This is a genomic window from Acididesulfobacillus acetoxydans, assembly GCF_902729405.1.
Lineage (GTDB): Bacteria > Bacillota > Desulfitobacteriia > Desulfitobacteriales > Desulfitobacteriaceae > Acididesulfobacillus > Acididesulfobacillus acetoxydans.
The window spans coordinates 3560277-3585342 of the sequence record NZ_LR746496.1; the positions used below are offsets into that span (position 1 = coordinate 3560277).

Below are 25066 nucleotides of genomic sequence, written 5' to 3' on the forward strand. Positions count from 1 at the left end.
TGGACCTTGCCTTCTTTTACAAGAATGTCTTCCGATGCCTTCCTCTTGATCTTCCGCCACCATGTCTATATATAATCTTACCAGTCTTTGTTTTGCGTCCGTACTTTTTAGCCTTATAGACCTCTCTGAAGAACCTCCGCACTATTCTAGCGAACACCTCATATCCCCACCTTGTAATGTGTTCTAATTCCCATCTTTGCTGCTTGGGAAAAACCTTTCTTGTGCCACTCAGTCCTTTTTTCAATATCGCAGCCCTCTTATTTCCCCATTTAACCTTCCGGTAGGGAAAGACTCACCCATGGAATGTTAGACGACGTTGTCACCAGGTGCTCCGCAAAAGCTCTCATTTTCTAGGTAAACCCGGGTATTTAAAACCAGATCTACTGTTCGGGCCTAGGCCCTTTTTGACCGTCCTGTGACGCCGGCGCTTGCACGGAAATACCTAGCATCCTTGCCCACCCCCTCTTTTTCGTAACTAGTTGCCGGCCGGACCACACCGGGAACACCTTCCCCCTCTCTATGCGCAGATCAAGCAGTGCTCGAACCTTTCCTTGCCTGGCTGCTGCAGCAATGATTTGCTGGTTTCGTACCCCACCGAGTTCGGCTTCATGCACTGTGTCTGATTATAGCCCTCCTCTCAGACAGAGAATTGATACCGCCAGCTGCTCCGCGTAGTTGCTTAGATGGATTGTCACCGCCACCCTATTTTGTCGGCATCGCCGTTACCGCCTTTCTTCGGCATTATCCAAGCCCCTCATCCTGAAATTGCTTCTGCGATGGCCCCTCCCGTAAAATGGCCCCTCCTCAAATAATCCCCTCCTTGAAAATGGCGCTTCCCCCGGCTTTTTGCTAAGCACCCCCAAACGATTCCGTACCCCATGGCCCACCTCAATGCTCCCAACGGCAATTATCTTTCGATAAGGTCTCACGGAATACCAACGGAAATTGGGTATCCGTAGATATCCGAAATATGCACCCCAGTTCGCCCAACGCGGGTAGAAGGGGCATCATCTGGTGACCACACAAGCACGACTCGGTAATTTATTGCTTTATCGAGGCAACTATTTCTTGAACTTAGCAAGTCGCAAGCAACAAGGCGTTTACATGTGTATAAATCCGCCTTTCTGCGAAAGGCACCGATGGGGTTATGAAACAAAAACCCATCATCCTTTCACTCTTTTTGTGCTATCCTCCTCTTGTAGGTCGCTGGTATACTACAGAACCCGAGGAGGTGAGTGGCGGGGCTGTATAGCGGCAACCCCGTATGTGTATATGGTGTCGGTCATCCGTTAAGGCATCAATGAATGGCGCAAAACAGTAGCCCGTAAACTTATCTCTTCCGAAGTTGACTCGATTTCGCCGGATGACCAGTCCCTGCCATCCCTACAAGTATTTTTGCTGGAGGTACTTCTTTTGTTCAAAATCTTTCGTAAAAACTGCTGTGGACTTGATGTCCACAAAACCTGGATCTATGCCTGCATCGGTATTACTGATACAAATGGCCGTACTGAGTATAAGCAAGCTCGCTTCTCTTCCTTTTCCAAGGGCCTTAGAGAGTTGGCTGATTGGCTTGCGAAATTCTCCTGTATCGAAGTTTGTATGGAATCTGCCGGCAAGTTTTGGATTCCCGTATTCAACATCCTTGAAAAAACCTGTTTTGTTACCCTGGCACATCCCAAGTACACAAAACCTCAAAAAGGAAACAAAACGGATCGCAAAGATGCCAAATGGATCTGTGACCTCTTTATGTGCGATATGATCAAACCCAGCTTTATCCCTTCTCCTGTAATCAGGCATCTCCGTGACCTGATGCGTTACCGCTTCAAGATCACAAATATGCTGACTGGCGAGAAGAACCGTGCCCAGAACTGCCTGACTGTTTCCAACTTAAAGCTTGATGATGTCTTCAGTGATGTCTTTGGAAAGTCTGCCAGATCTATCACTACCTACATACTTGACCATCCCGGTGAACCCTTTGATGTCGCTCCCTTTGTCAATGGACGCTGCAAAACCCCTATCGAAGAGATCCAGGATGCCGTTGATGGTGCGATTTCTCCCGAGCAGGCTGTCAAGCTGCGTCAATGTCTCGCACACATTGATGAACTTGAAAACCACAAAAGGGAAATCGAGCAGGAAATACTTTTACTTGTACAACCTTTTTCAGCCATTCTAGATTTACTTCGTACCATTCCCGGGCTCAATTCCAATCCGATGACTGCCATTACCATTCTCTCTGAGATTGGTCCGGACATGTCCGTGTTTCCGTCATCTAAGAATCTTGTTTCCTGGGCTGGATGCTGTCCACGCAATGATCAAAGTGGAGGAAAAGTAAAATCCACCCGTATATCTCGTGCCGGCTGTTATTTGAAACCTCTTCTTGTTCAGGTTGCAAATGCACTTCTCAAGTCTAAGAAACACCCTGAATTCAAAGAGAAGTATCACAGAATCAAGACCCGCCGGCGTCACAAAAAGGCTATCATCGCTGTCTGCAAGATGCTCTTGACCGCTATCTGGAATATCTTGAATAAGCTGGAGCCATATACCCCCGAAGGCTTTCTGGAGCACCGCCCTGTCAATGAATCTAAGGTTCTTACAAAGGCGCAGGCTCTGGAACTTCTCAGGAAAAGAGGTTACACAATAACAGACGAATCTCCCGTAATCGTTTAATCCTAAAACTCCCAATGTTATTTTTTGCCATCCACAAAATGTGAATGGTTTGTTTGCTGTACGCTTTTTACTCCCTAGCCACTACCTCTTTGTTTCAAACTTGTAACCTCTCTTTCCATGTACGCGCTCAACGGCGAAGAATCCTTTGAACCCCGCGCTTTCAAGCCAAATATTTCTCTAACGTTCTCCGCACCGCGTTTTCCCCGGACACCATTTCCCTGAAATACCCTTCGATCTTCTCGCCCAGACCGGCCTCATAGAGATTGAGGCCGAAGATCCCCTCGTTCGTTAGGATTGGCCTCAAGCATTCCCCGACAGATTCCGGTTCACCCAGGTGCACGCCGGAAAGGAAGGATCGCAAGGGCTCCAGCAAAGGATCAGGGCTTAAAGTCATATCCCGGCCCCTATCATCCACTCCCAACAAATAACGGCACCACCCGGCAATCACCAGGGGGATGTAGGTCAAGCTTGCCGGCTCCAGAACCTCGCCGTTAATGTAGGCTTTGATAGTCTCACCGAACCTTATGCCAACTTTTTGCGAGGTGTCCGTGGCGATTCTCTGAGGCGTATCCGGAATGTACGGGTTGGGCAACCGCTCTTCAATGACCTCGCGCAGAAAATCTCCCGGATCCAGAAGGCCTGGGTGGACAACCACAGGCAGACCTTCCGCATACCCGATCCCTTCCACGAGTTTCTTTAAATCCCTGTCCCTCATTTCCGCGGCAATCAGATCAAAACCCAACAAACAGCCAAAGACGGCCAGGGCTGTATGCAATGGGTTCAGGCAGGTGCAGACTTTCATTTTTTCCGTCTTCTCCACGGTCAGCCGGTCCGTGAAGAAGACACCGGCCAGTTCCAGGGGGGGACGGCCGTTGGGAAAATCATCCTCGATAATCAGATACTGGGGTCCTTCGGCGTTGACAAAAGGAGCAATGAACGTGTTCTTGCCTGTGCGCAGGATCTCCATACCGGCAAAACCTGCGCTGAGCAAAGCGGTTCGGATCGTTTCCGAGGGTCTGGGGGTGATCTTGTCGATCATCGTCCAGGGAAACGTCACTTTGGACGGATCGTTAAGATACGCCAGGAATCCCTTTTCCACCAAACCGTTCTCAATCCATTTGTCAACCATAGTCTTCACTGCGCTCTGGAGTTTTTCCCCATTGTGAGAACAGTTGTCCATGCTGACAAACGCTATGGGGAGAGCACCGTTTTGATAGCGGGCGTAAGCCAGGGCCGCAACTTTGCCGATCATGTGCTGCGGTTGTTTCGGACCCAGCAGCATATCCTGAGCGACATCAGCCAGATACTCTCCCGAAATCTGCTTAAGACTATAGCCTTTTTCCGTAATCGTGAAACTCGCCATTTGGAGAGACGGCTTGCGAAAGATTTCCTCCAACCTTGCCCAGTCATTCGCTCGCCCCGGGTCCCCAACCAGCCCTTCGCTTATGCTTCCGACCACCTTCTTCTCCAGAGTTCCGTCCTTGTTCATGATGGCCAGAAGACTGAGGTTGTCATACGGCCGATAGATTCGATCGACAATTTCCCAGTCAAAGCCTTCGACCGCCACGATCCCGCTCTTTGTTTGTTGTGCGTTCAGAAGCGTTTGCTGCAAGGCGGCCATAAATCCCCGGAATATATTTCCCGCTCCGAAATGGACCCAGATCGGGCTCTCTCTGGTGGCTCTCAACATCTCATCACGCGCGAACCCCGGAAGTTCTACGCCCGCTTCCACCCAGGCCTGGGCATCCTTCATACCTTCTCTGCTTAAATCCAGCATGTTAATTTAGTCCTTTCATCCTTATCCTGCCGTCTAATCATGAACAAGTCGCCAGCCGCTATAGCAGCAGGTCTTCAAATGTTTTTTACCTTTTCTCTCATCTGAGTACTAACTCACTCGGCCATAAGTGTACTCCTCAGCCCTGGCCTCGTAGCGTGAGTGTCTATCGGAAACTCACGTTCCGATCACGATGCCCAAGACCGCAAAAGTCATAATAGCGCCGGCAAATCGTTTACCACACACCATTTATCTTTCTACTCTGGCGCTTCCGCCCTTCATCAGGTTCTCCACTTCCTTGAGACTGGCCATGGAGGTGTCTCCGGGTGTGGTCATGGCCAAAGCGCCATGCGCGGCCCCATAATTGACCGCTTTGTGCGGATCCCCGGTCGTGATGAGGCCGTAAATGAGACCTGAGGCAAAGCTGTCCCCGCCGCCGACCCGGTCGAAGATCTCCAGGCGGTCATAGTCGTTGGCCTTGTGTAGTTGGCCGTCAGCCCAGCAAATGGCGCTCCAATCATTGATCGTGGCTGTCCTGACCGTTCGCAGGGTCGTGGCGACCACTTTGAAATTGGGATAGGCTTGAACCACCGCGTCGATCATCTTTTTATATCCTTCCAGGTTAAGCTCCTTGAGGTTGGCGTCATTGCCTTCCACTTCAAAACCCAAGGAGGCTGTGAAGTCTTCCTCATTCCCGATCATGACATCGACATACCGTGCCAGTTCCTTGTTGACTTCCTGCGCTCTGGCCTGACCGCCGATACTCTTCCAGAGGGATGGCCGGTAGTTGAGGTCGTAGGATACAATCGTCCCGTATTTCTTAGCGATTTTCACGGCTTCCAAAACCACATCCGGCGTGGAATCCGACAAGGCGGCAAAGATCCCTCCGGTGTGAAACCAGCGGGAACCGAGTTGGCCAAAGATATATTCCCAATCGATATCTCCTTTTTTGAGTTGGGAAGCGGCGGAATTGCCCCGGTCGGATACGCCCAAAGCTCCCCGCACGCCGAACCCTCTTTCCGTGAAGTTGAGACCGTTACGAACTGTCCGCCCGATGCCATCGTAAGGAACCCAGTGAATCAGAGAGGGGTCGACACCCCCTTGCAGGATAAAATCCTCGACCAGCCGGCCGATTTCGTTATCCGCCAGCGCGGTAGCCACACCGACGTTCAGGCCAAAACATTTTCTTAAGCCCCGGGACACGTTGTATTCTCCGCCGCCTTCCCAGACCTTGAACTCCCTGGCATTCTTGATTCTGCCGTTTCCCGGATCGAAGCGCAGCATCACTTCACCCAGAGAGATACAATCATAGCGACAGCTTTCTTTCGCTTTGATATCGATGATGGACATGTCATTCCACTCCTTCTCATTGGCTTTTCCCCTTTTTCTTAAAAAGCGGATTCCCGCGATGTCCTATCCTCTTTCCGGCTTCGGCTATGGTCATCCTCGGCCTTTAAGCTATTCTTTGACAGCCTGCGCTTCCGGCGATGGTCGCCACTGACCATCGTCACTGAAAACCAGCGCCGGCAAAGGCCTAACGCCGCTCCCGCGTCGAAGCTCTGACGCCCTGCTCGACCTGAGCGGGTTACTTGGCTCGAGCGACCCTGATCTTCTCCATAAACTGTCTGGCAATGCTCGTTATGGATTCATAATCCCCCGTCTTGGCACCCGCCGTCAAACTTCCGCCGACCCCCACCGCCACCGCTCCGGCCTTGATCCAGTCACTCACATTGTCCAGGCTTACCCCTCCTGTCGGCATCATGTTAACCTGCGGCAGAGGTCCTTTGATGGCCTTGATAATTGCCGGGCCAAACAGTTCTCCCGGGAAAATCTTCACGATATCCGCTCCGGCCTCCATACACTCGACTGCTTCCTTGACCGTCATGGCTCCGGGCATACAGGGGACCTGGTAGCGGTTGCAGAGCTTGACCGTTTCCACATTCAGGCACGGGCTGACAATGTACTGCGCACCGGCTAGGATGGCTGCTCGGGCCGTCTCGGGATCCAGCACGGTCCCCGCCCCAATAATCAGGGATCCGGATGATTGATACTTCTTTACCAAATCCTTGATTAGTTCCGCCGCTCCGGGCACGGTAAAGGTGATTTCAAGCCCCACGACCCCGCCGGCTATGCAGGCCTCGGCGATCTTAAAAGCCTGTTCCGTATTCTCTGCCCGCACTACGGCAACAAGTCCGCCTTCTTTGATCCGTGAGAAAATCTCTTCTTTGATTGCCATGAAAATCGCCCTTTCTCTTTCACGAATAGTGTTGCGTGTCACATCCACCGATTATCTTCCGGTAGGGCTTCCTTCACTTTTTCAAAATACCTCAACCGAAACTTGAGCTAAAACAGAGTCATGCAGAATAAGGGTTTCTTCTGTTTTTCTCCAGGGTATCCCAGATTCCCCACAGATACGTGATCCCCAGTGCTCTGTCATAAAGTCCGTAACCGGGCCGGCATTTTTCGTTCCAGATGTGCCTCCCGTGGTCCGGCCGAACATAGCCGGTAAATCCGCCTTCATGATAGGCTTTGACAATGTCAACGATATCCAGTGACCCATCACAAGTTCTATGTGATGTCTCGACAAAATCCCCATTCTCTGAGATGCCCACGTTTCTAATGTGGGCAAAAGCAATTCTGTCGACAAATTCTCGCACCATAGCCGGAATATCATTGTTCGGATCAGCTCCCAAAGCGCCACTACAAAGAGTCAGGTCGTTGTATGGGTTGTCAACGAGCTTAAGAAACCTGCGTAGATTTTCTTTATGGGTCATGATCCGGGGCAAGCCGAACACAGACCAGGGCGGATCATCCGGGTGAATGGCCATTTTAATGTCGTTCAGCTCAGCGACTGGAATAATCTGTTCCAAAAAATACTTCAAGTTACTCCAAAGATCCTCCTCAGTCACGTTTTTGTAGGCCTGAAAAAGTTTGGTCAAATCTTTTAACCGTTCAGGTTCCCATCCGGGCATCGTCAAATCCGGATTTGAGGCTATCTTTTTCACCAGTTCCGTGGGGTCCATGTCGTTAATCTTGGCTTTTTCATAAAAGAGAGCCGTCGAACCATCTTCTAACCTTTTGGCAAGATCTGTTCTCATCCAATCAAAGACCGGCATGAAATTGTAGCAAATGACTTTCACACCGACCTTCGCCAGTTTGGCGATTGTCTTCTTATAACTTTCTATATAGACGTCGCGCGTAGACAGTCCCAGCTTTATGTCCTCATGTACATTAACGCTTTCCACGACGTCAATGTTGAATCCGTATGAGTCCGCTGTCTTCTTTACCTCAAGAATCCTCTCCATCGGCCACTCGTCACCGGCTGGGATATCATGCAGAGCCCAAACAATTCCCGAGACTCCGGGGATCTGTTTTATTTGCTCCAGAGTGACCGTATCATTGCCCTTGCCATACCAGCGAAAAACCATCTTCATAACCTTATTCCTCCCGCTTGTTCTCCTGTCTCATGGACAATTTTCTGACGGTTTTGTCTAACGTTCTAAGATCAGCGGCCGGGCGATTCTCTCGTCGCCCACGGTCACGACCACCTCCGGGAACAGTTCGGTTCTCGTCAACATCCTGGGGCCGTTTGCCCCGAGGAGGATCGTATCCTCCGACTTAGTCCCGCGGATGCTTGGATTCCAAGCGAGCGCCTGATCTACGGCAAGCACGAACGTTGATTCCGGTGTGGCCTTGATTTCCCTGGACTGGTAGCCGGCGACACCTCCCTGGTGATGTGCAGTCCATTCACCGGGATAACCCAAGCGCGCGTAGGCTTCCGCCCCGGAGCGCAGGACCCGGTTCAACCGCGTGCCGGGCCTGGAAGCGGAGATCATGACAGCATCCACTTCCACGACCGCCTCCTGCCTCTCTCTGAGTTCACCGGGCAACGGACCGAAATGAACCGCCCTGGTGAGGGACGCCACCAAGCCCCACTTTCTTGCCCCGAGAGCTATCACCGCATACCTCTCCACCGGATTGGCCGTCGGCAGAGGATGGCGGTACGCCAAGGCCCGGGCATCCGCTCCCACCAGACAAAGCACCGGTTCCAGGCCCCGCTCCTGACAGGCCTTGCTCAGGCGGCCTGCCACCCGGAATTCCGTCTCCCCCGGCTCAAAAACCTGACAGACACTTTCCAGAGCTTGGGCAGCCATTTGTCCAAGACTGGCAAAACGCGCTTCTTCCGAGGCATTGAGGACCAAGCGAAGCTTCTGAAATTCCTCTGACAGCGTCCCGTCAGTGGCCGTTCGCCAACCTTCAGCGCAGGACTGTTTGAGTTCCCGCATCCTCGACTCCTCGTACCAGGGATAACTCAGAATCCGGTTGCAGGCCCCTGCTATCCCCTCCTCCAGCCAGAGCCTTGAGGCCTCGATATTGTTGGCTATGAGCACACTTTCGTCCGAACCGATCCAGATGACGGTTCCCGCCAGAGGTGCGGTAATATTGACGAAAAACCTGCCGGCCGTCAACCAGGCCAAGTTTAAAGGTGACTCTACAAACACGCCGTCATAGCCAAGGCGTGCTAACATTTTTCTCACCAAACCCAACTTATCTTGAACTTCCCTCTCCACAAGAACACATCCCACAAAATTACTTCGAAAATCACAATTGACCAATACTCTCCGCAAAGCCCCGCTCAACCTCTCTCCGCAAAACAGAGTCAGATCACCGGCAGGCCCTTCCCCGTCTTATTTTCATACAGACATAAGCATCCATTGCGGGTAATGCCCAAAATACGTTTCGTTCACATTCCAACAATCGTCTATTTTCCGACCCGTCGCTGCAAGCGCCGGGACACCCACATGCTCAGGAAAGTGAACAACAACAGTGGAAGCATGAGAGAAAGCGTCAAACTGTCCAGCATCGGCTGGGGCTGCGATCCTGTGGCACTCAGAACACTGAAGACCATGACATTGAGGGTCTGCATTTTCGGTCCGGAAATGAGCAGAATTACCACAAAGGCTCCAAACATGCGGATGAAAATGTTGATGGCGGACGCTGTAATACCGGGAATCAGCTGAGGCACGACAATCCTGGAAAACATGCGCAACCTGTCTGCTCCCAACGATTGGGCCGCAATTTCCAGTCTCGGATCCAGCGCTTCGATGAAAGGGATAAGAATGACCATGGAAAAAGGAATTCCCACCAGGAGTTGAACGATAATCAGTCCCGTAAACGTCTCGGCCAGTCCCAGCTTATAAAAGATAGCAGCCACAGGCAAAGCATAAGCTAATTCCGGCAGCATGAAAGGCAGTTGATAAAAACCTAAGAGGAAACTTTTTAAGGGAAAATCCCGCCGGGCAAAGACATAAGCCCCCGGCACGCTGAGCACCAGAGAGATGGCCGTGGCAATAAAAGTCGTCTCCAAAGACAGTTTGAAGTAGAGCCAGATATCGTATTCACTCCAGGCCTTGGTAAACCAAGAGAAAGTGAAACCGGCCGGTAAAACCGTCCCGAACCAATGCGTGGAAAAGGCGCTGAGGAAAACCGTCACGGTCATGCCCAGGATAATCAGGATAAATCCGCCAATCAAAAGCCAAAACGGCAAAGCTTTGAGGAAATTCCACAGGATCTGCCGCCACTTGTACCGATGCGTTCTTACTGTCCGTGATCCGGCATGCATCTTTTCTTCCTCCTCACTTGAACGTCGACGCAGAACCGACATAGCCCTTCTTGCGAATGTAATGAACAACGCCCAAACAAATAAACTGCACCGCGGCCATAATCACCGCGATGGTCTCCGCCATATTGTAATTGAAATACTGCATGGCCTGCTCAAATGCCACCACGGAAAAGACCCGGGTGCTGGAGGCCGGATTTCCCACAATAATCGCAGACGAGTAGACAGCCAACTGCATGATGACATTGAGCGAGAAAATATTCCACACTCCTGAACGAATCAGAGGATAAAAAACCCGGATGAAGGTCTGAAACCCGTTAGCTCCCAAAGAACGGGCTGCTTGCTCGAAGCTGGGATCGATCGAATCCATCAAGCCGACTAAATTGGAAAATATGAATCCAACCCCCAAAATCGTGAGGGAGATAAAGGTCCCCCAGAAATTATAGAGTAATTGGGCCGGCTGGTGGAGGATGCCCAAATGCATGAGAAACAAGTTAAACCAGCCGTTCGGCTTGAAAAAGTCAATCATCCCCACGGCCACGATCAGAGGTCCCAGGGTCAGAGGGAACATGATCAAGCCGTTTAGCAACCCCTTACCCCGAATCGGCTTGCGCAAATGGTAGGCCATGGCAAAAGCCAAAGTCATCTCCAAGATGGAGGACGGAATGACCAAAACCAGCGTGCGAAAGATCGTATTAGAGAAATCCCGCACCGTAAAGAACTGAATATAATTGTAGAAAGTAAAGCCAGCTTCCCCATTTTTGTGCAACGTTAACAGAATTCCTTGGATCAGCGGATAAAGAAAAATGAGAAGAAGGGGAAGCAATGATGGCAACAGCAGCAAGGTGTCCTTCTGGAAATGCCCCGTGTCCTGATGATCAGCCTTCATTCCCGTTCACTCCTTCGCGACCATAAGTAAGTGGGCTGGATCAAGATAAAGAGTCAATTCCGTTCCCTCCGGAAAAGATTCAAAACCTAAGACATTGACCTTGAGATGGTCCCCGAATTCGGAAAGGACTTCGTAGCCTGTGGTATTGCCTACATAATCACTCACCACAACCCGTCCCCCGACTGAGTTTCGTCCACTGAGACCCTCCACCAGCTTTATGTTTTCTGGTTTGATCGTCAGCAAAACAGAATCTCCGACAGAGTGCGCCTGATCCTTTTTGGTTGCCAAAACCAATCCATCTTCTGAGCGGAAGATGAAGTTATCCCCGGATTCCCCCTCCAGACGGCCTTCAAAAAAATTGGCATAGCCGATGAAGTTGGCTACAAACTGATTGCAAGGATGTAGGAAGATTTCTTGCGGTGTACCGATTTGCTGCACGACCCCCTGCGACATAACCGCAACCTGAGTGGACAAGGAAAGGGCTTCTTCTTGATCATGGGTGACATAGATGGTCGTAATTCCCAAATCTTGATGCAAACGTTTGAGCTGGATCCGCATCTCTTTGCGCAGCTTGGCATCTAAATTGCTTAATGGCTCATCTAAGAGGAGTACCTTGGGCCTCACGACCAAAGCCCGGGCCAACGCAACCCGCTGTTGCTGCCCACCGCTCAACTGCTTCGGATAGCGCTCCGCCAAAGTCTCGAGCTGAACGAGAGATAAAGCGTCTTCCACCCGTTTTTCCCGTTCCTTCTTGGGAACTTTACGCATATCCAGACCGAAACCCACATTGTTCCGGATACTCATATGCGGAAATAGGGCATAGTTTTGAAAGACCATGCCCACATCCCGTTTATGCATGGGGATGTCGTCCACCCGGGTCGCGTTGAAAGAGATTTCCCCATCTGTCACATCCAGTATCCCGAGAATCATCGACAGCAAAGTGGTCTTACCGCATCCACTCGGCCCCAGCAGTGACATGAATTCACCGCTTTTAATATTCAGGCTGACGTCATTGACAGCAGTGGTGTTACCGAATCTTTTTGTGACATGTTCAATTTGCACGCTGGTGCTCGTTTGAGCACCGGCAGGATTCTGCGGGCTCATGCTCTTCTGCCTCCCTGTCCAGAGTGTAACGGCCCCGCGACGCCGGGGCCGTTACACTCCATGCGGTTATTTGTTAGCCTGAATCTTTTCTTGCCAAAGTTTGTAATGGGCCAAAGTCACCTCCGAATTCGGGAACAACAAGGAATCCGCAGGAATGATCAGGTTATTTCCAGACTTCAGCTGAGGCGGAATGGCAGCCAACTGTTTTTCATACCGAGCCCTGTATTGAGGAAGCATCTGAGCTACCGAGGCATCCTGGTTCGTCGGCGGGTAGACGATCGCGTACAGCTGTGATTGCGCCTCTTTGGACATAGCAAAATTGATGAAAGCCAAGGCCGCTTTTTGGGCGTCCGCTGAGATATTCTTGGGCATGACGTAGAATTGGGCATCCAAGAATTGCGGCACTCCGGTTAACATAACCGCCTTAATATTCTTGGCGAGCGTTCCGTCCGCAACCTGTTGCGCATACCAGCCCGGCAGATGCGGAGCAATGTAGATGGTGCCGTCGTTGAGGAACTTAAAAGTGTCCCCGGTAGCAGCCGGATAGCTGGTGATGTTCTTACCCAAGGTCGTGAGATAATTCCACGTTTGGTTCAAACTATCCGGCTTATTGACGTTTTCGCCTAAGGAGTGGATCAGCCCAAAATACAAGCCCCGAGCCGGACCACTCGTAGGTACTGTCGCATACATGAACTTGCCGGGATGGGCCGCCACCCAACTCTGCAGTTCAGCGTAGGTCGTCGGCGGCTGCTTCACCTTATCACTGTTGTACACGAGCATGGGACCGCCATAGGAGGTAAAGGCCGGAACTCCATAACCCTGGAAGAGATCAGTGTAGGCCTTACCGAATTTGTTCAGTTCACTATAGTGAATATCCTGGGCGTAAGCCGGATTCAATTGCTGCCAGACACCGGCTTGCATCCCACCGGCCAGACCATCCAGCCCTGTGGCCAGGACGTCGATATCCACTTTGTTTCCTTCGGACTTAATCTTGTTGACGATCTGCTGCCAAGGACCCCGACCATACTGGACTTTGTATTTACCTTTGGTCGCCTTCTCAAACATTGGCACCAAAATGTCGTGGAAATAGTTGTCAGTTCCACCCAGACTGTAAAATGTAATGGTAACCGGTTGGGAACCGCTCGGGGCATTGGAGGTCTGGGGAGCGTTGCTTCCACACCCTACCAGAGCCAGTGCCAGAATAACCACGAGACTGAGAAATACGGAGATTTTCTTCATAGACTTTTTCCCCCTTTTTTTGAGAATTCTGCCCATCTTAGCTAAGCCCGTTCATTGTGCGGGCAAAACAACAGCGCGACAACACCCCCTTACCGCTCGCCTCTCAACCTTGGCCCCTTGAATCTTCCTTCAGCCTCACAGCGTCCGGCCTATAACTCAACCGTTTGGCCCGTCTTCATCGCTTGGTAAAGAGCCAAAACGATCCTTAAAGGCTTCCTTCCCTCTTCTCCGTTGACCAAAGACTCCCGGTCTTCCCGAATGGCCTCAACCATATCTTTCACCTGTTGTCCATGCGCCCAGGGATCCAGTCCGCCCGGATTCACGGCAGTGGGGGCGTCACCGCCCTCGGCACTTTCCGGCGACCCCGGCCGTTCTTTCTCCGCCTGCTCAGCGACTGTGTGGAAATAGACCAATTTGTCCGCATCAATCACGGCAGACCCCTTGTCCCCGTGAACTTCCAGCCGGGCACTGAGTCCCGGGTAAGCACAGGTTGTCGCCACGATCGTACCCAGAGCGCCTGAGCGGAATTTAACGGTGGCTGTCGCCACATCTTCCACTTCAATGCGTTCGTGTCCCAGGGTGGCGGTGTTGGCACTGATCGAAGCCACATCGCCCATAATGTACTGCAGAAGATCCACCGTATGAATCGCCTGGTTCATCAGAGCGCCTCCGCCGTCAAGTGCCCAGGTCCCGCGCCATTCCCCGCTGTCATAATAGGCCTGAGTCCGGAACCACTTGACGGAGGCATCGCCCAGGGCCAACCTCCCCAGCCGGCCCTCCGTGACCGCCCGTTTAAGATACACCGTCGATGGATCAAAGCGGTGCTGGGAAATAACGGCCAACTTGACTCCGTTCTCGCGGCAGGCCGTGATCATCCGATCGGCTTGAGCCAGAGTAATGTCCATAGGTTTCTCGACGATCACATGTTTTCTCTGCCGGCTCGCTTCCACCGTCATATCGGCATGCATTCCGCTCGGAGTGCAGATATTGACCACGTCGATATCACTTCTCTGCAACATCTCCCGGTAATTGCTGTACACATCGGCCCCCCAGGCACCGGCCAGAACTTCTGCTTTTTCCGGCACCACGTCCGCGCAAGCGACCAACTCACCACCCGCCTGTTGAATGGCGTACACGTGCGTCTTGGAGATAACCCCGCAGCCGATGATGCCAAAGCGCAATTTTTTGTTCATTTTAAGCAAACCTCCCTCCGAACAGATACCAGTCCTCTAAAAGAATCTACCGCTAAAGAAAACATCTCTTCTCCCCCACCGGGCTGGCTGCCATCCGCCAGGTGCGGCTCAATGGAAAAAAATCCCTCAAACCCTTTCCGAACCACTTCTCTCAGAAAATCCGGATACCTGCTATCGCCCAGCCCGGCGGGACAAACCTGTCCATTGGCTGCCAGAGCATCTTTGACATGGTAATAGACGATCCATTCTTTCAGGAGGTGATAGGCGTGCGGAAAAGGCTCAGCCCTCACTTGAATGAAATTCGCCGGATCAAAAGTCGCTCGCAGAAACGGAGAATTGATCGTGCGCAGAATATCCAGACAACGTTCGGGTGTGTCGCCGAAGATCTCCTTTTCATTTTCATGCAGTACGACAATCTTTTCCTTTTCCGCCAGTTCGACCAGCCGACCAATCCGGGAAACCACCTCATCCCGATAGAAGCCGGCCTCCTCCGGAGTCAGGTAGAAAGAAAAGATCCGGATGAACGGAGCCTTCAGCTCTTTCGCCACCGCAAGAACCCGCTGGAAGCTGGTCAAAGTCAATTCAAAGGGTTCCGAAATAGGTGTTTTGCCGATTGGAGATCCGATGGCCGATACCCCGACCCCATATTTCTCCAGCTTAACCCGGATCCCACGGATATCCTCATCACTGAGAGAGAGGACATCTTTGCCATCGACTGAGCGCAGCTCAAGATGCCGGACTCCGTTTCTGTTCAGGACCTTTAGTTGCGTTTCGAGATCCGGCGCGATCTCATCGCCAAAAGCGCTTAATGTCCATTCCATTCCACCGGTCCCCCTATAACTTTAAATTTTTGAATCTCCAAAAGTTCCCCGCAAACAAGGCCTCCACATCCCGGCGAATGTCCTCCTCCGAAACCGGCCAGCCTGCTTCGGACAGGTCGCCGTATTTCTCAGCCAACACCTTAGCGATCACCTGCTTGGAATGAATCCATTTGTAGATCAACTGCTCCAGAATGCGGGCATCAGAATGTTGGGGGATAAAGGATGTCCCCAACAACTCCAGGCGCATCCGGGTTATTTCTCCTACCAAACTGGGATTGTTAAGAAACCACCAACTGCCAAATACCATAAGATTACGGAATTTCCGGCCAGTAACCGTTAGCTCATGCTGATTCTCACGTGACAGCATGGTGACCATAAATTTGTTGTGTGGAAAACCGGCACAAAGTCTTTCCACAGCCCGGATATCCGCCTTCCCCACGCTGTCCCCCGCCTCCCTCAGAGCAGGATTTACGCCCCGTTTGACTCCGATCATCATGGCCAGCGGGAGATCCTTAGCCCGGCAAACCGGTAAAACCACCTCTGTCAAAAGTGTGCTGCGGACTGAGCTGTCTGGAAAAGAAAACGTTTCCGGCAAGGAAACGGCGACATAAACCGCCTTCATACGTTCAATCCATTCGTTGAGAAAGCGCCGGAGTTCGGCCACAGTCTCCTCAGTCAATGCGGAGCCTGCCCGGTATCCCCAGTTGTTTAGCTTCCCGGATAGAGACTGGTAGTCATTGAGCAAGGGGTCCAGCCTCAGTGCCGCCAGAAAATAGCTTTCCATAGGGCCCGCAGCCAGCCAGATCTCTCTTTCTTGGGGGTCAAAAGGATCGTTCGTCATGACGACTTGTTTCACCCCGGCTAAATCCAGGATTTTCTCCGCATAATCCCCATCGCTCGGATTCGGCCATCCCCTTCGGATATCATCCAGGCTTTTGCCCTCAGTGGGCAAGCCGAATCGTTTAAGTACGGTAATGACACCCCGGGCCGCTTCGCTGACAGGCGTCCTCTCCACAAACAAGGTCTTCCAGATGAGTTCTGCCTGACGTTCTCTATCTAAACTCCAATACTCATCATAGCCCAGGGGAAGTATTCTCAGAGTTTCCGCGATAAGATAATGATACGTGAGCAACTCGTCCACCCCGGACAAGGCCAGTTTAACAAACCGGCGAGGAAATAAGTGCGTATGCATGTCAAGCACCGGTGTCTCAAAAACGACCTGCTTGACTCTTTCCAACCAGGTATTTGTTTCGTTTGGTTCACGTTTAGATACCACTATTACTTCTCTTCTTTCCTGTACAAGCATCATAAGCTGTTTTTTCTGTCTTCTGTCCTCTTTGTTGTTTCCTCAGTCCAGCAACTGCCCTCCCCTATCCGGATCAAACAACTGTTCAATGACGCCCACGCAAGCTCCGTAAAAACCCGTGTCCTTGCCCAGCCTGGATATCTGAATCTTGGTCGAACCCGCCATTTCGGGAAAGGCATGACTTTGGACGACCTCAGTCAACGGCTCAAGCAAAAGATTTCCCGCTTCGGATAGAATTCCTCCCAAGGAAACCAGAGCCGGATTGTACAAATTAATAAGGCTAGCCACCCCGAGTCCGATGTACCTGCCCGCCTGCTCAATCACCTGGCGGGCATACGATCCCCGACCTTGCGCCGTGACCAGGATATCCTTGATGCCAACTTCGCCTTGCTCGAGAAATATCTTCTTGAGTGGATCGTCGTCCGGGCACAGGGGGAGTTCGTTGTTCACTTTGCGAACCAACGCCGGAACCGCATACAAACTTTCCAGACACCCCTTGTTGCCGCAATTGCAAAGGGGGCCGTCTTCGACCAGCACCAAGTGTCCAAACTCCCCCGCATAACCCGAAGCCCCGAGGACCAAGTTGCCTCCCAGGAGAACTCCCGACCCAAACCCTTCGCCCAAGTTAATGTAGACCAGATCTTTCGTTTCTTTGCCCTGCCCAAGCACATACTCCGCCAAAGCCGCTGCATTGGAGTTGTTTTCAATAAACACGGGAACATGAATATCTCTCTCCAACCATTCTTTTACGGGAAGGTCCCGCCAAGCCTCACCCAAATTCGGTGCCCGCTTCAGAACCTTCGTGTGTTTGTCAATTAAACCAGGAAAGACAAATCCGGCTCCCAAGATTCTTGCCTCCGCAATCCCGGAGTCCGTCACGACCCGCCGCAATGCCGGGATGAGTTCCCGCAGCCCGGTCACCGGATCGGACATATCGAGAGACTGTTCCTTAATTAACAGCGGCTTGGCCTGAAGGTCCGCAAGACCGATCACGGTCTTTTGACGGGTAATTTCCACTCCCACCACATACCCGGACTCGGGGCTGAACTGCAACTTGACCGGACGCCTCCCGCCGCTGGATTTTCCCAGGCCCACTTCCTGAACATAGCCCAGTTCGACTAGTTCACGCACGATCCCTGTCATGGCGGCCGGTGTAAGACGGGTCAACCCACACAATTCCTGGCGGGAAACCGGACTTCGTTCACGGACAAGACTCAGTACGTTTAAGCGGTTTAGCTTTTTGAGCGATTCCAAATTACGAGCGGAAGGCAACGTCAATCACCTTTCTTTAATAGTGTTAATCAACATGTCAATTGTATCTTGGTTTCAGGCCTATTTTAACAATATCGGAGTGATTCTTGTCTTACTTGTTTCACTGTGTTAATTATCTATCTAGCTAATTAGTTCGACGTCTTTGTCAATTCTCCTTCTGATCTTCAAATGTTTTTTCAGCATTTTCATAAAAAAATAGCGGCCTTCATACTGCCCCCCATTCCCTCAGTGCCCTGCACCTTGCTCCCGTTCTCTCATTGTCCTGCACCGTTCTCACCTGCACATGAACACCTCTTTTCCGGAGTAACAAAAAAAGGAACACGAAATACTCCCCATGTCCCGCACTCCCTGTTGAAACGCAGCCGAAAGCCCACAGTTAATGCGCTATCAAGATGAGAACATCCGGCTCGCGCAAAAGATGCTTGCGACGCTTTATGACGTGGACGTGCGGATGCTAAACGAACATATACAGAAAATATACACAGAGCATGAATCGGAACCGGAAGCAACTATCCGGAATTTCCGGATAGTTCAAGCTGAAGGTTCACGCCAAATTGCTCGCGAAGTTAAGCATTATAACCTGCAAGTGATTATCGCTTTCGGTTTCAAAAATTAATTCCGGCCGCGCCGTGCTGTTCCGCAAATGGGTTGCGTCAGATTGTGACAGTGATTTTATTCAGCAAACGGGGAGTATCGGGATCCTTGCCTTGCTTGCCGGCCAGTTCGCAGGCAAAAGGCTGAATTGCGGCGGCATTGACAAAAGGCGCGGTGATCTCGTTCACAGCGGGCACGGCGATAACGATGTCGGCATATTTGCCAAGCAATTTGGACGGCGTGACCAGCATGAGGGCTGCCCCGCCACAGAGGCTTTCATCCGATCAACGACAAGAGTATGTTGAGTAAAATCATTCGTGCCGATGGAAAAGAAATCAGCAACTCAGTTCTGAACAGGCCAATGCCGTCCACCCAAGTTTTTCAGCACTGAGTCAAGATCCGAAAGATTTCCGATATTGGCGCTTATCTCCACCGGCACGAAGCTACGCGACCGCGGCATTTTGCCGTCTATTTCACAGAGCCATTGGTTAGGCCGGAGACAAAATAGCGTTGAAAACACAGAAATAGAATTACAATCGGTATAATTGCCACAACCGAATATGCTGCCATCGATCCATAATCGGCCATGCGGGAACCCAGCGCATTTTTGATCCCCACGGGCAATGTGCGCATGACCGTTGTGGATGTGAGGGAAAGCGCAATGATATACTCATTCCAGATTCGGACAAAAACAAAAATTGCCGAGGCTCCCAGGCCAGGCACAGCCGGTGGTAAAATAATCTTATAGAAGATTTGCAGCTGCGAACAGCCGTCCAGCATCGCTGCTTCTTCGAGTTCCATGGGGATAGACTCAAAAAATCCCTTCATGATCCATGTCACCACAGGGATACCAGTCGCCATATAGGCGATGATCAGCGCGGTATAGGTATTGAGCAAGTTGATTTTATACATAATGACATACAGAGGAATAATGCTCAGCAGCGCTGGAATCATCCGCACGGCAATGATAGTATAGAAAAGCACCCTGCGCAGCGGAAAGGCTTTTCGCGCGAATACATAGGCCGCAATTGACCCAAAGGCCAACGACAGGACCAGGGCACCGCCGGAAACAATGATACTGTTTGAAAAGAACCGGGGAAGTGGGGAATTGGCGAAGGCGTTGATATAATTGACGAGCGTCGGGTGTTTCGGAATCATGGTGGGCAACCCGTTCCATTCACTTTGGGTCTTAAAGGAAAGGCTTACCAGCCAAAGTAACGGAACCAGCGAAATGACTGTCCATATGGTGGAGTACGTATAAGCGCCTAAACTGCCAAAAGCTGGTATACCGCACTCTTTTCTCAAGGGGAGAAATGTCCAAGGCAGAGCTCAGCCGGATAACCGGAATCAGCGCCCCAACGATCTTGAAAATTATCGATTATTTTATTAAAATCGGCTGCGTTGTCGAAGTCGGCGAGGGGGATGCCGCACTCGGAAGGAAGCCTCAGATGCTGCGGCTGAACTCGCAGGCGGCCTTCGCTATCGGCGTTGAGTTTAACGGCTTCGAAATAAAAATGGGCATTGTCGATATGGCGGGGGAAATCTGCAAGTTGCGCGTCGAGGCCGCCGTGCCGAGTTTTAAAAAGGTTATCGGCATTGAACTGGTCGGCAAGCTCAAGGAACTCATTGCCGAAAGCAAGATTCCCACGGACAAAATTCTGGGCGTCTGTATCGGCGTGCCTGGGGTGATCAACCCGGAAAGCAGAACCATCGATCTGGCGCCGCTCGAGGGCGTGACGGAAAGCACCGACTACGCCAGAATTATTGAAGACCTTACCCGGCACTTGAATATGCCCGTTATAATCGAAAATGACGCCAACGCGGCCGTCATCGGGGAATTCCACTGCCGGGGGTTTGGAAACAGGGATGACCTTCTGTTCATCCTTATCGGCAAGGGCATCGGCGCGGGCATCATATTCGACGGAAAAATCCGAAGAGGTCGCTCTCTCGTCGCAGGCGAGATCGGTTATATGGTGTTTGACGAAAAAAGTGTCACAGATAAGAAGCAGGAGGGCTGGCTTGAGAAGAAGCTGAACCTCGACCTGCTGATGCAGAGTCGGAACAATGTCCCCGAGGAGTATTTTGACACAATCGCCGCGAATCTGGCGCTCGTCATTGTCAATATCTGCGTGCCGCTTGAGATCAACCATATCGTGCTCGGGCACATCATTGATGAGCGATTCGATACCCGGCTGCTTGAAAGAATCAATACCTATGTCCGCTCGCTCTCTGTGCTGGATCTTATCTGCCAGTTTCCGCTCTGCCGGGAGCCTGTGATTGCGGGCTGCGCCAATCTGGTCATGGAGCCCGTGCTCGACAGGATCCTTACGGATTGATTCTGTCTGCCGCCTGCGCGCAGAGGTACACTGAACGTTAGGAGCATTTGGACACGCTTCACTCGCAAGCTCGCGGAGCTCAAGCACAACAATCTCGACGCGCCACCAGGATTATAAGATCTCTGGGGTATTTGATCGTGTCGCCGGAAGGAAAGACAGCAAGCTGGGCTTTGAGAATCTGACGCTAGGTGTGTTCGACGGCAAGAGCTTTAGCCCTCTGGATTTCACATTACAGGCCGAAAAACCACTTAAGAACTCACGGCACCATAAGAAACGGTATTAGGAAGGCAAGAGATCTCCGGTCTTGCGGGGCCAAACGTATCCGGGAATTGAAATGTCAGCAAAATCACGAATGGCCTTAACATGCGGGCGATAAAGCGAGGATTCCGTGCGAAATACGTACGGGTTGAAAGTTTGGTTTAGCAGTCACGAGTTCCTTGAGACCGTTCGGAATCTGGATAAACAGCCAATGCATGTGATCTGTGGCATAAGGCCAGGCAGGCGCAAATATGGCTACAAAGGGGATTCCCTGAACGCGGGTGACCTACATAAAGTTCTGAAAAGCGAGGGGAAGAAAAGCGTTGGCAAAGGTATTCTTGCTGATTGTTCCCCTTTGCCGGAGTAATTGGGAGAATAGCCTCAGATCCACCCTCCTGGAGCACGGCGGCCCGTAGACTGTGTTCAATATCCGCTTGCCGGCGGGTCTCATCGAAGTCCCAATCGAGCCAATCCCGAGCAAACGTGATATCACTGTTTTGTTGCACCTCAACGATAAAATTGCCGGCATCCAAACCCTGAATCAGCGACTTTGCTTCCTCCAATCGGTTCACGATGAAAATTCGGTTGCTAATCCGATTACAGGGCGGCTTCCACACGATACTGTCTTCGCAAGGCTAACAGCTAAGGGTAGGCATAAAACAAGCCACTCAAAAGTGGATGGCTCCTTGTTCCTTGGTGATGGCGGTGCTCGACACTCGCATTGGGATTCCAAGACTGCCATTTGTAAACGGGTCTGTGAAGAGATAAAGCGAACAACTCTCAGCAAAGAACTATCCCAAGGCTATCAACTATTGCCTGAACGTGACTTGGTTCATAGCCGCCTTTTTAACCGAGACCGAGCAGTTCCCGAGTCAGATCAACCGCGGTGACGGCATCCGGAGCATAACCATCAGCCCCGATATCATCGGCAAACTTCTTGGTAATCGGCGCGCCTCCGATCATCACCTTCACTCCGGACTGCTTCAGGGCTTCTACAGTTCTCTTCATTTGCGCCATGGTGGTGGTCAAGAGGGCCGATAGTCCCACCACTTGGGGCCGGTGCTGTTTTACCGCTTCCACAAACTTCTCAGCCGCTGCGTCGACCCCCAAATCGATTACGTTGAAGCCACTGCCCTGCAACATGATAATAACCAAGTTTTTACCTATATCGTGCAGGTCGCCTTTAACCGTGCCCATCACCACCGTTCCCTTCGAGGCAATCTCGACGTCGCCGATAAGCAGGGGTTTGACGATGTTCATTCCGGCCTGCATCGCGTTAGCGGCAACCAGTACCTCGGGCATGAAAATCTCCTCATTCCTGAACCGGACCCCAATCACCTGCATACCGCTGATAAGCCCGTCGTTGATAATTGCCGACGGTGCCAGTCCGGCGTCCAGTGCCTGCCGGACGCAACTCTTGACCTTCTCCTTGTTACCCTCAATCAAGGCCTCTTTAATTTCATCAAGAATCATTTCCGTCTCTCCCCAATTAAATTTTTAAATGGTTCTCGCTTTTTTGAGGGGCTCTTACTTCATCTCCGGTAAACCCCGTATTCCCGGGTCACCTTGAACATGGCCTGCATATTTTCCGGCTTGGCATCATCGACCATGGCCGCCGTATCCATCATGAACCCCCCGCCGGGAGCGCAGACATCGATCAGTTTCTTGCAATATTCCTCCACCTCTGCGGGCGTACCGTAGGAAAGCAGAGCGTTAGGCACATTGCCGGCAATGCAGGCCACATCGCCCAATACCTTCTTGGCTTCAAACATGTCGATATCCTCAAAGTCATAAACGACCTTGCCCTTAGGCACCTCCCGCAAGAATTCCAAACGCTTGTGATAGCTCCCTTCAACGTAGATGAAAGGAGTGAGCCCGGCGTCTACCAACTCCTGAATATACTGCCGGAGGCTAGGCCAATAAAATTTCCCAAACTGTTCCTTAGACATCAACTGGTCAACCCCTTTGTGCAACCAGACCCAGACGAAGGGCCGCCCGCTCGCTTTAGCCCCGTTAATGGATGCCTCTACCGCGATGGGGGTAAACCTTTCTATGGCGGCCAACAACTTGTCCGGCCGTTCCCGGATATCCCGCAAAATCGGTACGGTCCCCCTCATGGTATCGCCTAACCAGTCAAACGGCGCGTATCCCCAGGCACCGTAAGCAAGAGGAACCCCAAATTCGTTTTCCATTTTCTTGTCGTACTCACCCAGGAAGGTATACCATTTGTTCATTTCCTCGGCGAATTTCAAGAGGGTCTGAAGGGAATCCTGCACCTCTTTTCTGCCGAAAACAGGGAAGGTGTTAAAAAAACCAAACCAGATCGAATCACGCAGGGCCAGGTATTTCAAACCGTCCAGAGCACCAAAGGAACGGGGAATCCACTTTGACTGAATGAAGTGGGTGGGGTCCAGCAACAACTCATCATACTCATCCTCAGTCATGTATTCTTTTTCAATATACTGGTACATCGAGTTTGGGTCCTCAATACCCCGACCCGGCCACTGGAACCATTTCATATCCAGTAGTTCCATGATTTTGCCCGGATACATCAAGACCGGATCCCAGCCCAGATCGGGATGGAAATCAGCGTAAAATTTGTCCAGAGCGGCGCCGGCTTTATGGTAGTCGTACATCCCCTCCTGAATGGTGAGCCCGGCATAATAATAGGGAAAAGCCTCAACCACCGGAATCAAGGGAACCCTATCGGGCTCCTTGAGTTTGATCGCATCCAGCACCCTGTTTAAGCTGGCTTGATACTGTTGTTTGGCATCCGCATTCATACTCATACAATCCCCTCCCATATCGAGTGATGTTTTCCGCAATCCGCAACCCCTTACGAGCAACGTAATTCCCTATACCGCCTTTTCAGTTTCACCGCTGCTGGCAGTGTCAACTGGAGACTTTCGTTGCCGAAACCTCCCTATTCAGTTTTAGCCAAACAAGTTCACTCGGACCTTGGATCGGTATCCACGCAGTTTCCAGTACCCTCGTAGTTGACCGGTATTCTCGTGGCTGTCAGGCATCCTTTGGCTGACGCGTGTAGATGGACAGCAGCACCAGCAAGACCACGCCGTTAATAATCCCCCGAGTCGCCTCTCCCATGTGCAGGGTGGTTAGAAGGCTATCCAGAACTGTTAACAGAATAGCCCCAACAACCGTACCGATGTATCCTCCGCGTCCGCCAGAAAGCGCAGTCCCGCCTACAACCACGGCCGCGACGGATGGCAGGATATAGACGTCTCCGATATTCAGATAGGTCGTGTTCGTATATCCCAGGAACAAAATGCCCGTACAGGCGCTGAAAAATCCACTCAGCGCATAAGTCCCCACAACTAGTTTGGCAACCGGCACCCCGCTCATTCTGCCCGCACTGCGATTGTCCCCCACTAGAAACAGGAGCCGTCCATACACAAGGTACTTGAGCACGTACCAGATAATAAGTGTGAACATAGCCCATACGATGATCAACCAGGGAATCCCCAAAACCTGTCCGGTGCCCAATGCCGCCAGGAACGGCGGCGCCTGTCCTTTCGGTTGTCCCTGCGTATAAACCAGAACAATGCCTTCTATAACGCTCGACATTCCCAGTGTCATAATGAGAGGCGGGACCTGTGCCAAATAAATTCCTAAACCGTTGACAAGGCCCAGCAATACACCCACAACGAGTGTCACGACAACAGCCGGGAGCAAGAGACCGTTTTGTCCGTTGGAAATCTGTGAAGTGAGAACCGCTGACAGAGAAATGACTGCCCCTATTGACAAATCAATTCCTTCCCCCCCGCTAAGTACGACCAGGGTCTGCCCTGCGGCGGCCAGGCCGAGCAACGAAGAGATCGCCAGCAGGTTAAGCAGATTTGACGGCGACACAAACCCTCTATTGAAAGCACCTCCGACTGCCGTCAGAAGTACGGCAACTCCCACCGCGATCCCCAAAGAGTTTCGAGAGCTCTGTCCGAGCCGTTGCTTCACTCGTTCTGTGAAGGCCATATC

At 51.6% G+C, this 25066-nt stretch carries 20 protein-coding genes and 3 pseudogenes; 4 read left to right on the forward strand and 19 right to left on the reverse strand.

Annotated features, from left to right (window positions below):
- Window positions 1-1413: 1413 nt before the first annotated feature.
- Window positions 1414-2667 carry an IS110 family RNA-guided transposase gene (locus MNU25_RS15850; protein WP_240985950.1) on the forward strand — a complete coding sequence of 418 codons (1254 nt, stop codon included), beginning with the start codon at window positions 1414-1416 and terminating at the stop codon, window positions 2665-2667.
- A 160-nt stretch (window positions 2668-2827) separates the two neighbouring features.
- On the opposite strand, the gene MNU25_RS15855 is transcribed toward MNU25_RS15850, so the two are convergent.
- From MNU25_RS15855 to MNU25_RS15915, 13 genes are all read right to left on the reverse strand, one after another.
- Window positions 2828-4444: a mannitol dehydrogenase family protein gene (locus tag MNU25_RS15855; RefSeq protein WP_277350693.1), complete on the reverse strand. Its 1617-nt coding sequence runs from the start codon at window positions 4442-4444 to the stop codon at window positions 2828-2830.
- A gap of 246 nt (window positions 4445-4690) precedes the next feature.
- The gene (locus tag MNU25_RS15860; protein ID WP_240985951.1) at window positions 4691-5791 is read right to left on the reverse strand and encodes a sugar kinase; all 1101 of its coding nucleotides are present in this window, start codon (window positions 5789-5791) and stop codon (window positions 4691-4693) included.
- A 235-nt stretch (window positions 5792-6026) separates the two neighbouring features.
- A complete protein-coding gene (locus MNU25_RS15865) occupies window positions 6027-6677 on the reverse strand; it encodes a bifunctional 2-keto-4-hydroxyglutarate aldolase/2-keto-3-deoxy-6-phosphogluconate aldolase (RefSeq protein ID WP_240985952.1) in 651 nt (216 codons plus the stop codon).
- 118 nt (window positions 6678-6795) lie between these two features.
- Window positions 6796-7875, reverse strand: a complete 1080-nt coding sequence (gene uxuA, locus MNU25_RS15870; RefSeq protein WP_240985953.1) for a mannonate dehydratase — start codon at window positions 7873-7875, stop codon at window positions 6796-6798.
- A gap of 57 nt (window positions 7876-7932) precedes the next feature.
- The gene (locus MNU25_RS15875) at window positions 7933-9012 is read right to left on the reverse strand and encodes a M24 family metallopeptidase (protein WP_240985954.1); all 1080 of its coding nucleotides are present in this window, start codon (window positions 9010-9012) and stop codon (window positions 7933-7935) included.
- 191 nt (window positions 9013-9203) lie between these two features.
- Window positions 9204-10064, reverse strand: coding sequence for an ABC transporter permease (locus MNU25_RS15880; protein WP_240985955.1), 861 nt, complete (start codon window positions 10062-10064; stop codon window positions 9204-9206).
- Window positions 10065-10077: 13 nt separating this feature from the next.
- Window positions 10078-10950, reverse strand: a complete 873-nt coding sequence (locus MNU25_RS15885; RefSeq protein WP_240985956.1) for an ABC transporter permease — start codon at window positions 10948-10950, stop codon at window positions 10078-10080.
- 6 nt (window positions 10951-10956) lie between these two features.
- On the reverse strand, window positions 10957-12054 hold the full coding sequence (locus MNU25_RS15890; protein ID WP_240985957.1) for an ABC transporter ATP-binding protein: 1098 nt from the start codon (window positions 12052-12054) through the stop codon (window positions 10957-10959).
- A gap of 66 nt (window positions 12055-12120) precedes the next feature.
- The gene (locus MNU25_RS15895; RefSeq protein ID WP_240985958.1) at window positions 12121-13293 is read right to left on the reverse strand and encodes an extracellular solute-binding protein; all 1173 of its coding nucleotides are present in this window, start codon (window positions 13291-13293) and stop codon (window positions 12121-12123) included.
- A gap of 149 nt (window positions 13294-13442) precedes the next feature.
- Window positions 13443-14486 (reverse strand): Gfo/Idh/MocA family protein, encoded by a 1044-nt coding sequence (locus tag MNU25_RS15900; protein WP_240985959.1) that lies wholly within the window; start codon window positions 14484-14486, stop codon window positions 13443-13445.
- Window positions 14483-15307 carry a sugar phosphate isomerase/epimerase family protein gene (locus MNU25_RS15905; RefSeq protein WP_240985960.1) on the reverse strand — a complete coding sequence of 275 codons (825 nt, stop codon included), beginning with the start codon at window positions 15305-15307 and terminating at the stop codon, window positions 14483-14485. The genes MNU25_RS15900 and MNU25_RS15905 overlap by 4 nt, the downstream gene beginning before the upstream one ends.
- Before the next feature lie 13 nt (window positions 15308-15320).
- Window positions 15321-16583, reverse strand: a complete 1263-nt coding sequence (locus MNU25_RS15910; RefSeq protein ID WP_240985961.1) for a glucuronate isomerase — start codon at window positions 16581-16583, stop codon at window positions 15321-15323.
- 72 nt (window positions 16584-16655) lie between these two features.
- Window positions 16656-17780, reverse strand: coding sequence for an ROK family protein (locus tag MNU25_RS15915; RefSeq protein ID WP_240985962.1), 1125 nt, complete (start codon window positions 17778-17780; stop codon window positions 16656-16658).
- A 484-nt stretch (window positions 17781-18264) separates the two neighbouring features.
- Here MNU25_RS15915 and rhuM point away from each other — a divergent pair.
- Window positions 18265-18532 (forward strand): annotated as a pseudogene (gene rhuM, locus MNU25_RS15920) (RhuM family protein); the annotation flags it as partial.
- A gap of 6 nt (window positions 18533-18538) precedes the next feature.
- Here rhuM and MNU25_RS15925 read toward each other — a convergent pair.
- The 3 genes and pseudogenes from MNU25_RS15925 to MNU25_RS15930 form a co-directional block, all read right to left on the reverse strand.
- Window positions 18539-18730: a phosphoheptose isomerase family protein gene (locus tag MNU25_RS15925; RefSeq protein WP_240986939.1), complete on the reverse strand. Its 192-nt coding sequence runs from the start codon at window positions 18728-18730 to the stop codon at window positions 18539-18541.
- Window positions 18664-18807: pseudogene (locus MNU25_RS20645) on the reverse strand (putative PEP-binding protein); the annotation flags it as partial. The gene MNU25_RS15925 and the pseudogene MNU25_RS20645, both read right to left, overlap by 67 nt.
- A gap of 140 nt (window positions 18808-18947) precedes the next feature.
- Window positions 18948-19637 carry a carbohydrate ABC transporter permease gene (locus tag MNU25_RS15930; RefSeq protein WP_240985963.1) on the reverse strand — a complete coding sequence of 230 codons (690 nt, stop codon included), beginning with the start codon at window positions 19635-19637 and terminating at the stop codon, window positions 18948-18950.
- 155 nt (window positions 19638-19792) lie between these two features.
- On the opposite strand from MNU25_RS15930, the gene MNU25_RS15935 reads away from it, so the two are divergent.
- Together MNU25_RS15935 and MNU25_RS20650 are read left to right on the forward strand one after the other, a co-directional pair.
- Complete coding sequence (locus tag MNU25_RS15935; protein ID WP_240985964.1) at window positions 19793-20815, forward strand: ROK family protein; 1023 nt, start codon at window positions 19793-19795, stop codon at window positions 20813-20815.
- A gap of 124 nt (window positions 20816-20939) precedes the next feature.
- Window positions 20940-21392 (forward strand): annotated as a pseudogene (locus tag MNU25_RS20650) (IS4 family transposase); the annotation flags it as partial.
- Window positions 21393-21919: 527 nt separating this feature from the next.
- Here MNU25_RS20650 and MNU25_RS15940 read toward each other — a convergent pair.
- The 3 genes from MNU25_RS15940 to MNU25_RS15950 all read right to left on the reverse strand — a co-directional run bounded on the left by MNU25_RS15940 (window position 21920) and on the right by MNU25_RS15950 (window position 25063).
- Window positions 21920-22546: a corrinoid protein gene (locus MNU25_RS15940; protein WP_240985965.1), complete on the reverse strand. Its 627-nt coding sequence runs from the start codon at window positions 22544-22546 to the stop codon at window positions 21920-21922.
- A gap of 59 nt (window positions 22547-22605) precedes the next feature.
- A complete protein-coding gene (locus MNU25_RS15945) occupies window positions 22606-23862 on the reverse strand; it encodes a uroporphyrinogen decarboxylase family protein (RefSeq protein ID WP_240985966.1) in 1257 nt (418 codons plus the stop codon).
- Window positions 23863-24091: 229 nt separating this feature from the next.
- Window positions 24092-25063, reverse strand: coding sequence for an ABC transporter permease (locus MNU25_RS15950; protein ID WP_240985967.1), 972 nt, complete (start codon window positions 25061-25063; stop codon window positions 24092-24094).
- Between the last annotated feature and the right edge of the window lie 3 nt (window positions 25064-25066).

Bases quoted from the DNA above. Each gene is read 5' to 3' on its own strand.
- MNU25_RS15855 (WP_277350693.1), bottom strand. From the start codon at position 4,444: ATGCTGGATTTAAGCAGAGAAGGTATGAAGGATGCCCAGGCCTGGGTG.
- MNU25_RS15860 (WP_240985951.1), bottom strand. From the start codon at position 5,791: ATGTCCATCATCGATATCAAAGCGAAAGAAAGCTGTCGCTATGATTGT.
- MNU25_RS15950 (WP_240985967.1), bottom strand. From the start codon at position 25,063: ATGGCCTTCACAGAACGAGTGAAGCAACGGCTCGGACAGAGCTCTCGA.
- MNU25_RS15930 (WP_240985963.1), bottom strand. From the start codon at position 19,637: ATGATTCCGAAACACCCGACGCTCGTCAATTATATCAACGCCTTCGCC.
- MNU25_RS15935 (WP_240985964.1), top strand. From the start codon at position 19,793: ATGTCCAAGGCAGAGCTCAGCCGGATAACCGGAATCAGCGCCCCAACG.
- MNU25_RS15945 (WP_240985966.1), bottom strand. From the start codon at position 23,862: ATGAGTATGAATGCGGATGCCAAACAACAGTATCAAGCCAGCTTAAAC.
- MNU25_RS15905 (WP_240985960.1), bottom strand. From the start codon at position 15,307: ATGGAATGGACATTAAGCGCTTTTGGCGATGAGATCGCGCCGGATCTC.
- MNU25_RS15865 (WP_240985952.1), bottom strand. From the start codon at position 6,677: ATGGCAATCAAAGAAGAGATTTTCTCACGGATCAAAGAAGGCGGACTT.
- MNU25_RS15890 (WP_240985957.1), bottom strand. From the start codon at position 12,054: ATGAGCCCGCAGAATCCTGCCGGTGCTCAAACGAGCACCAGCGTGCAA.
- MNU25_RS15885 (WP_240985956.1), bottom strand. From the start codon at position 10,950: ATGAAGGCTGATCATCAGGACACGGGGCATTTCCAGAAGGACACCTTG.
- MNU25_RS15940 (WP_240985965.1), bottom strand. From the start codon at position 22,546: ATGATTCTTGATGAAATTAAAGAGGCCTTGATTGAGGGTAACAAGGAG.
- MNU25_RS15895 (WP_240985958.1), bottom strand. From the start codon at position 13,293: ATGAAGAAAATCTCCGTATTTCTCAGTCTCGTGGTTATTCTGGCACTG.
- MNU25_RS15880 (WP_240985955.1), bottom strand. From the start codon at position 10,064: ATGCATGCCGGATCACGGACAGTAAGAACGCATCGGTACAAGTGGCGG.
- uxuA (WP_240985953.1), bottom strand. From the start codon at position 7,875: ATGAAGATGGTTTTTCGCTGGTATGGCAAGGGCAATGATACGGTCACT.
- MNU25_RS15900 (WP_240985959.1), bottom strand. From the start codon at position 14,486: ATGAACAAAAAATTGCGCTTTGGCATCATCGGCTGCGGGGTTATCTCC.
- MNU25_RS15925 (WP_240986939.1), bottom strand. From the start codon at position 18,730: ATGCTGGTCACGCCGTCCAAATTGCTTGGCAAATATGCCGACATCGTT.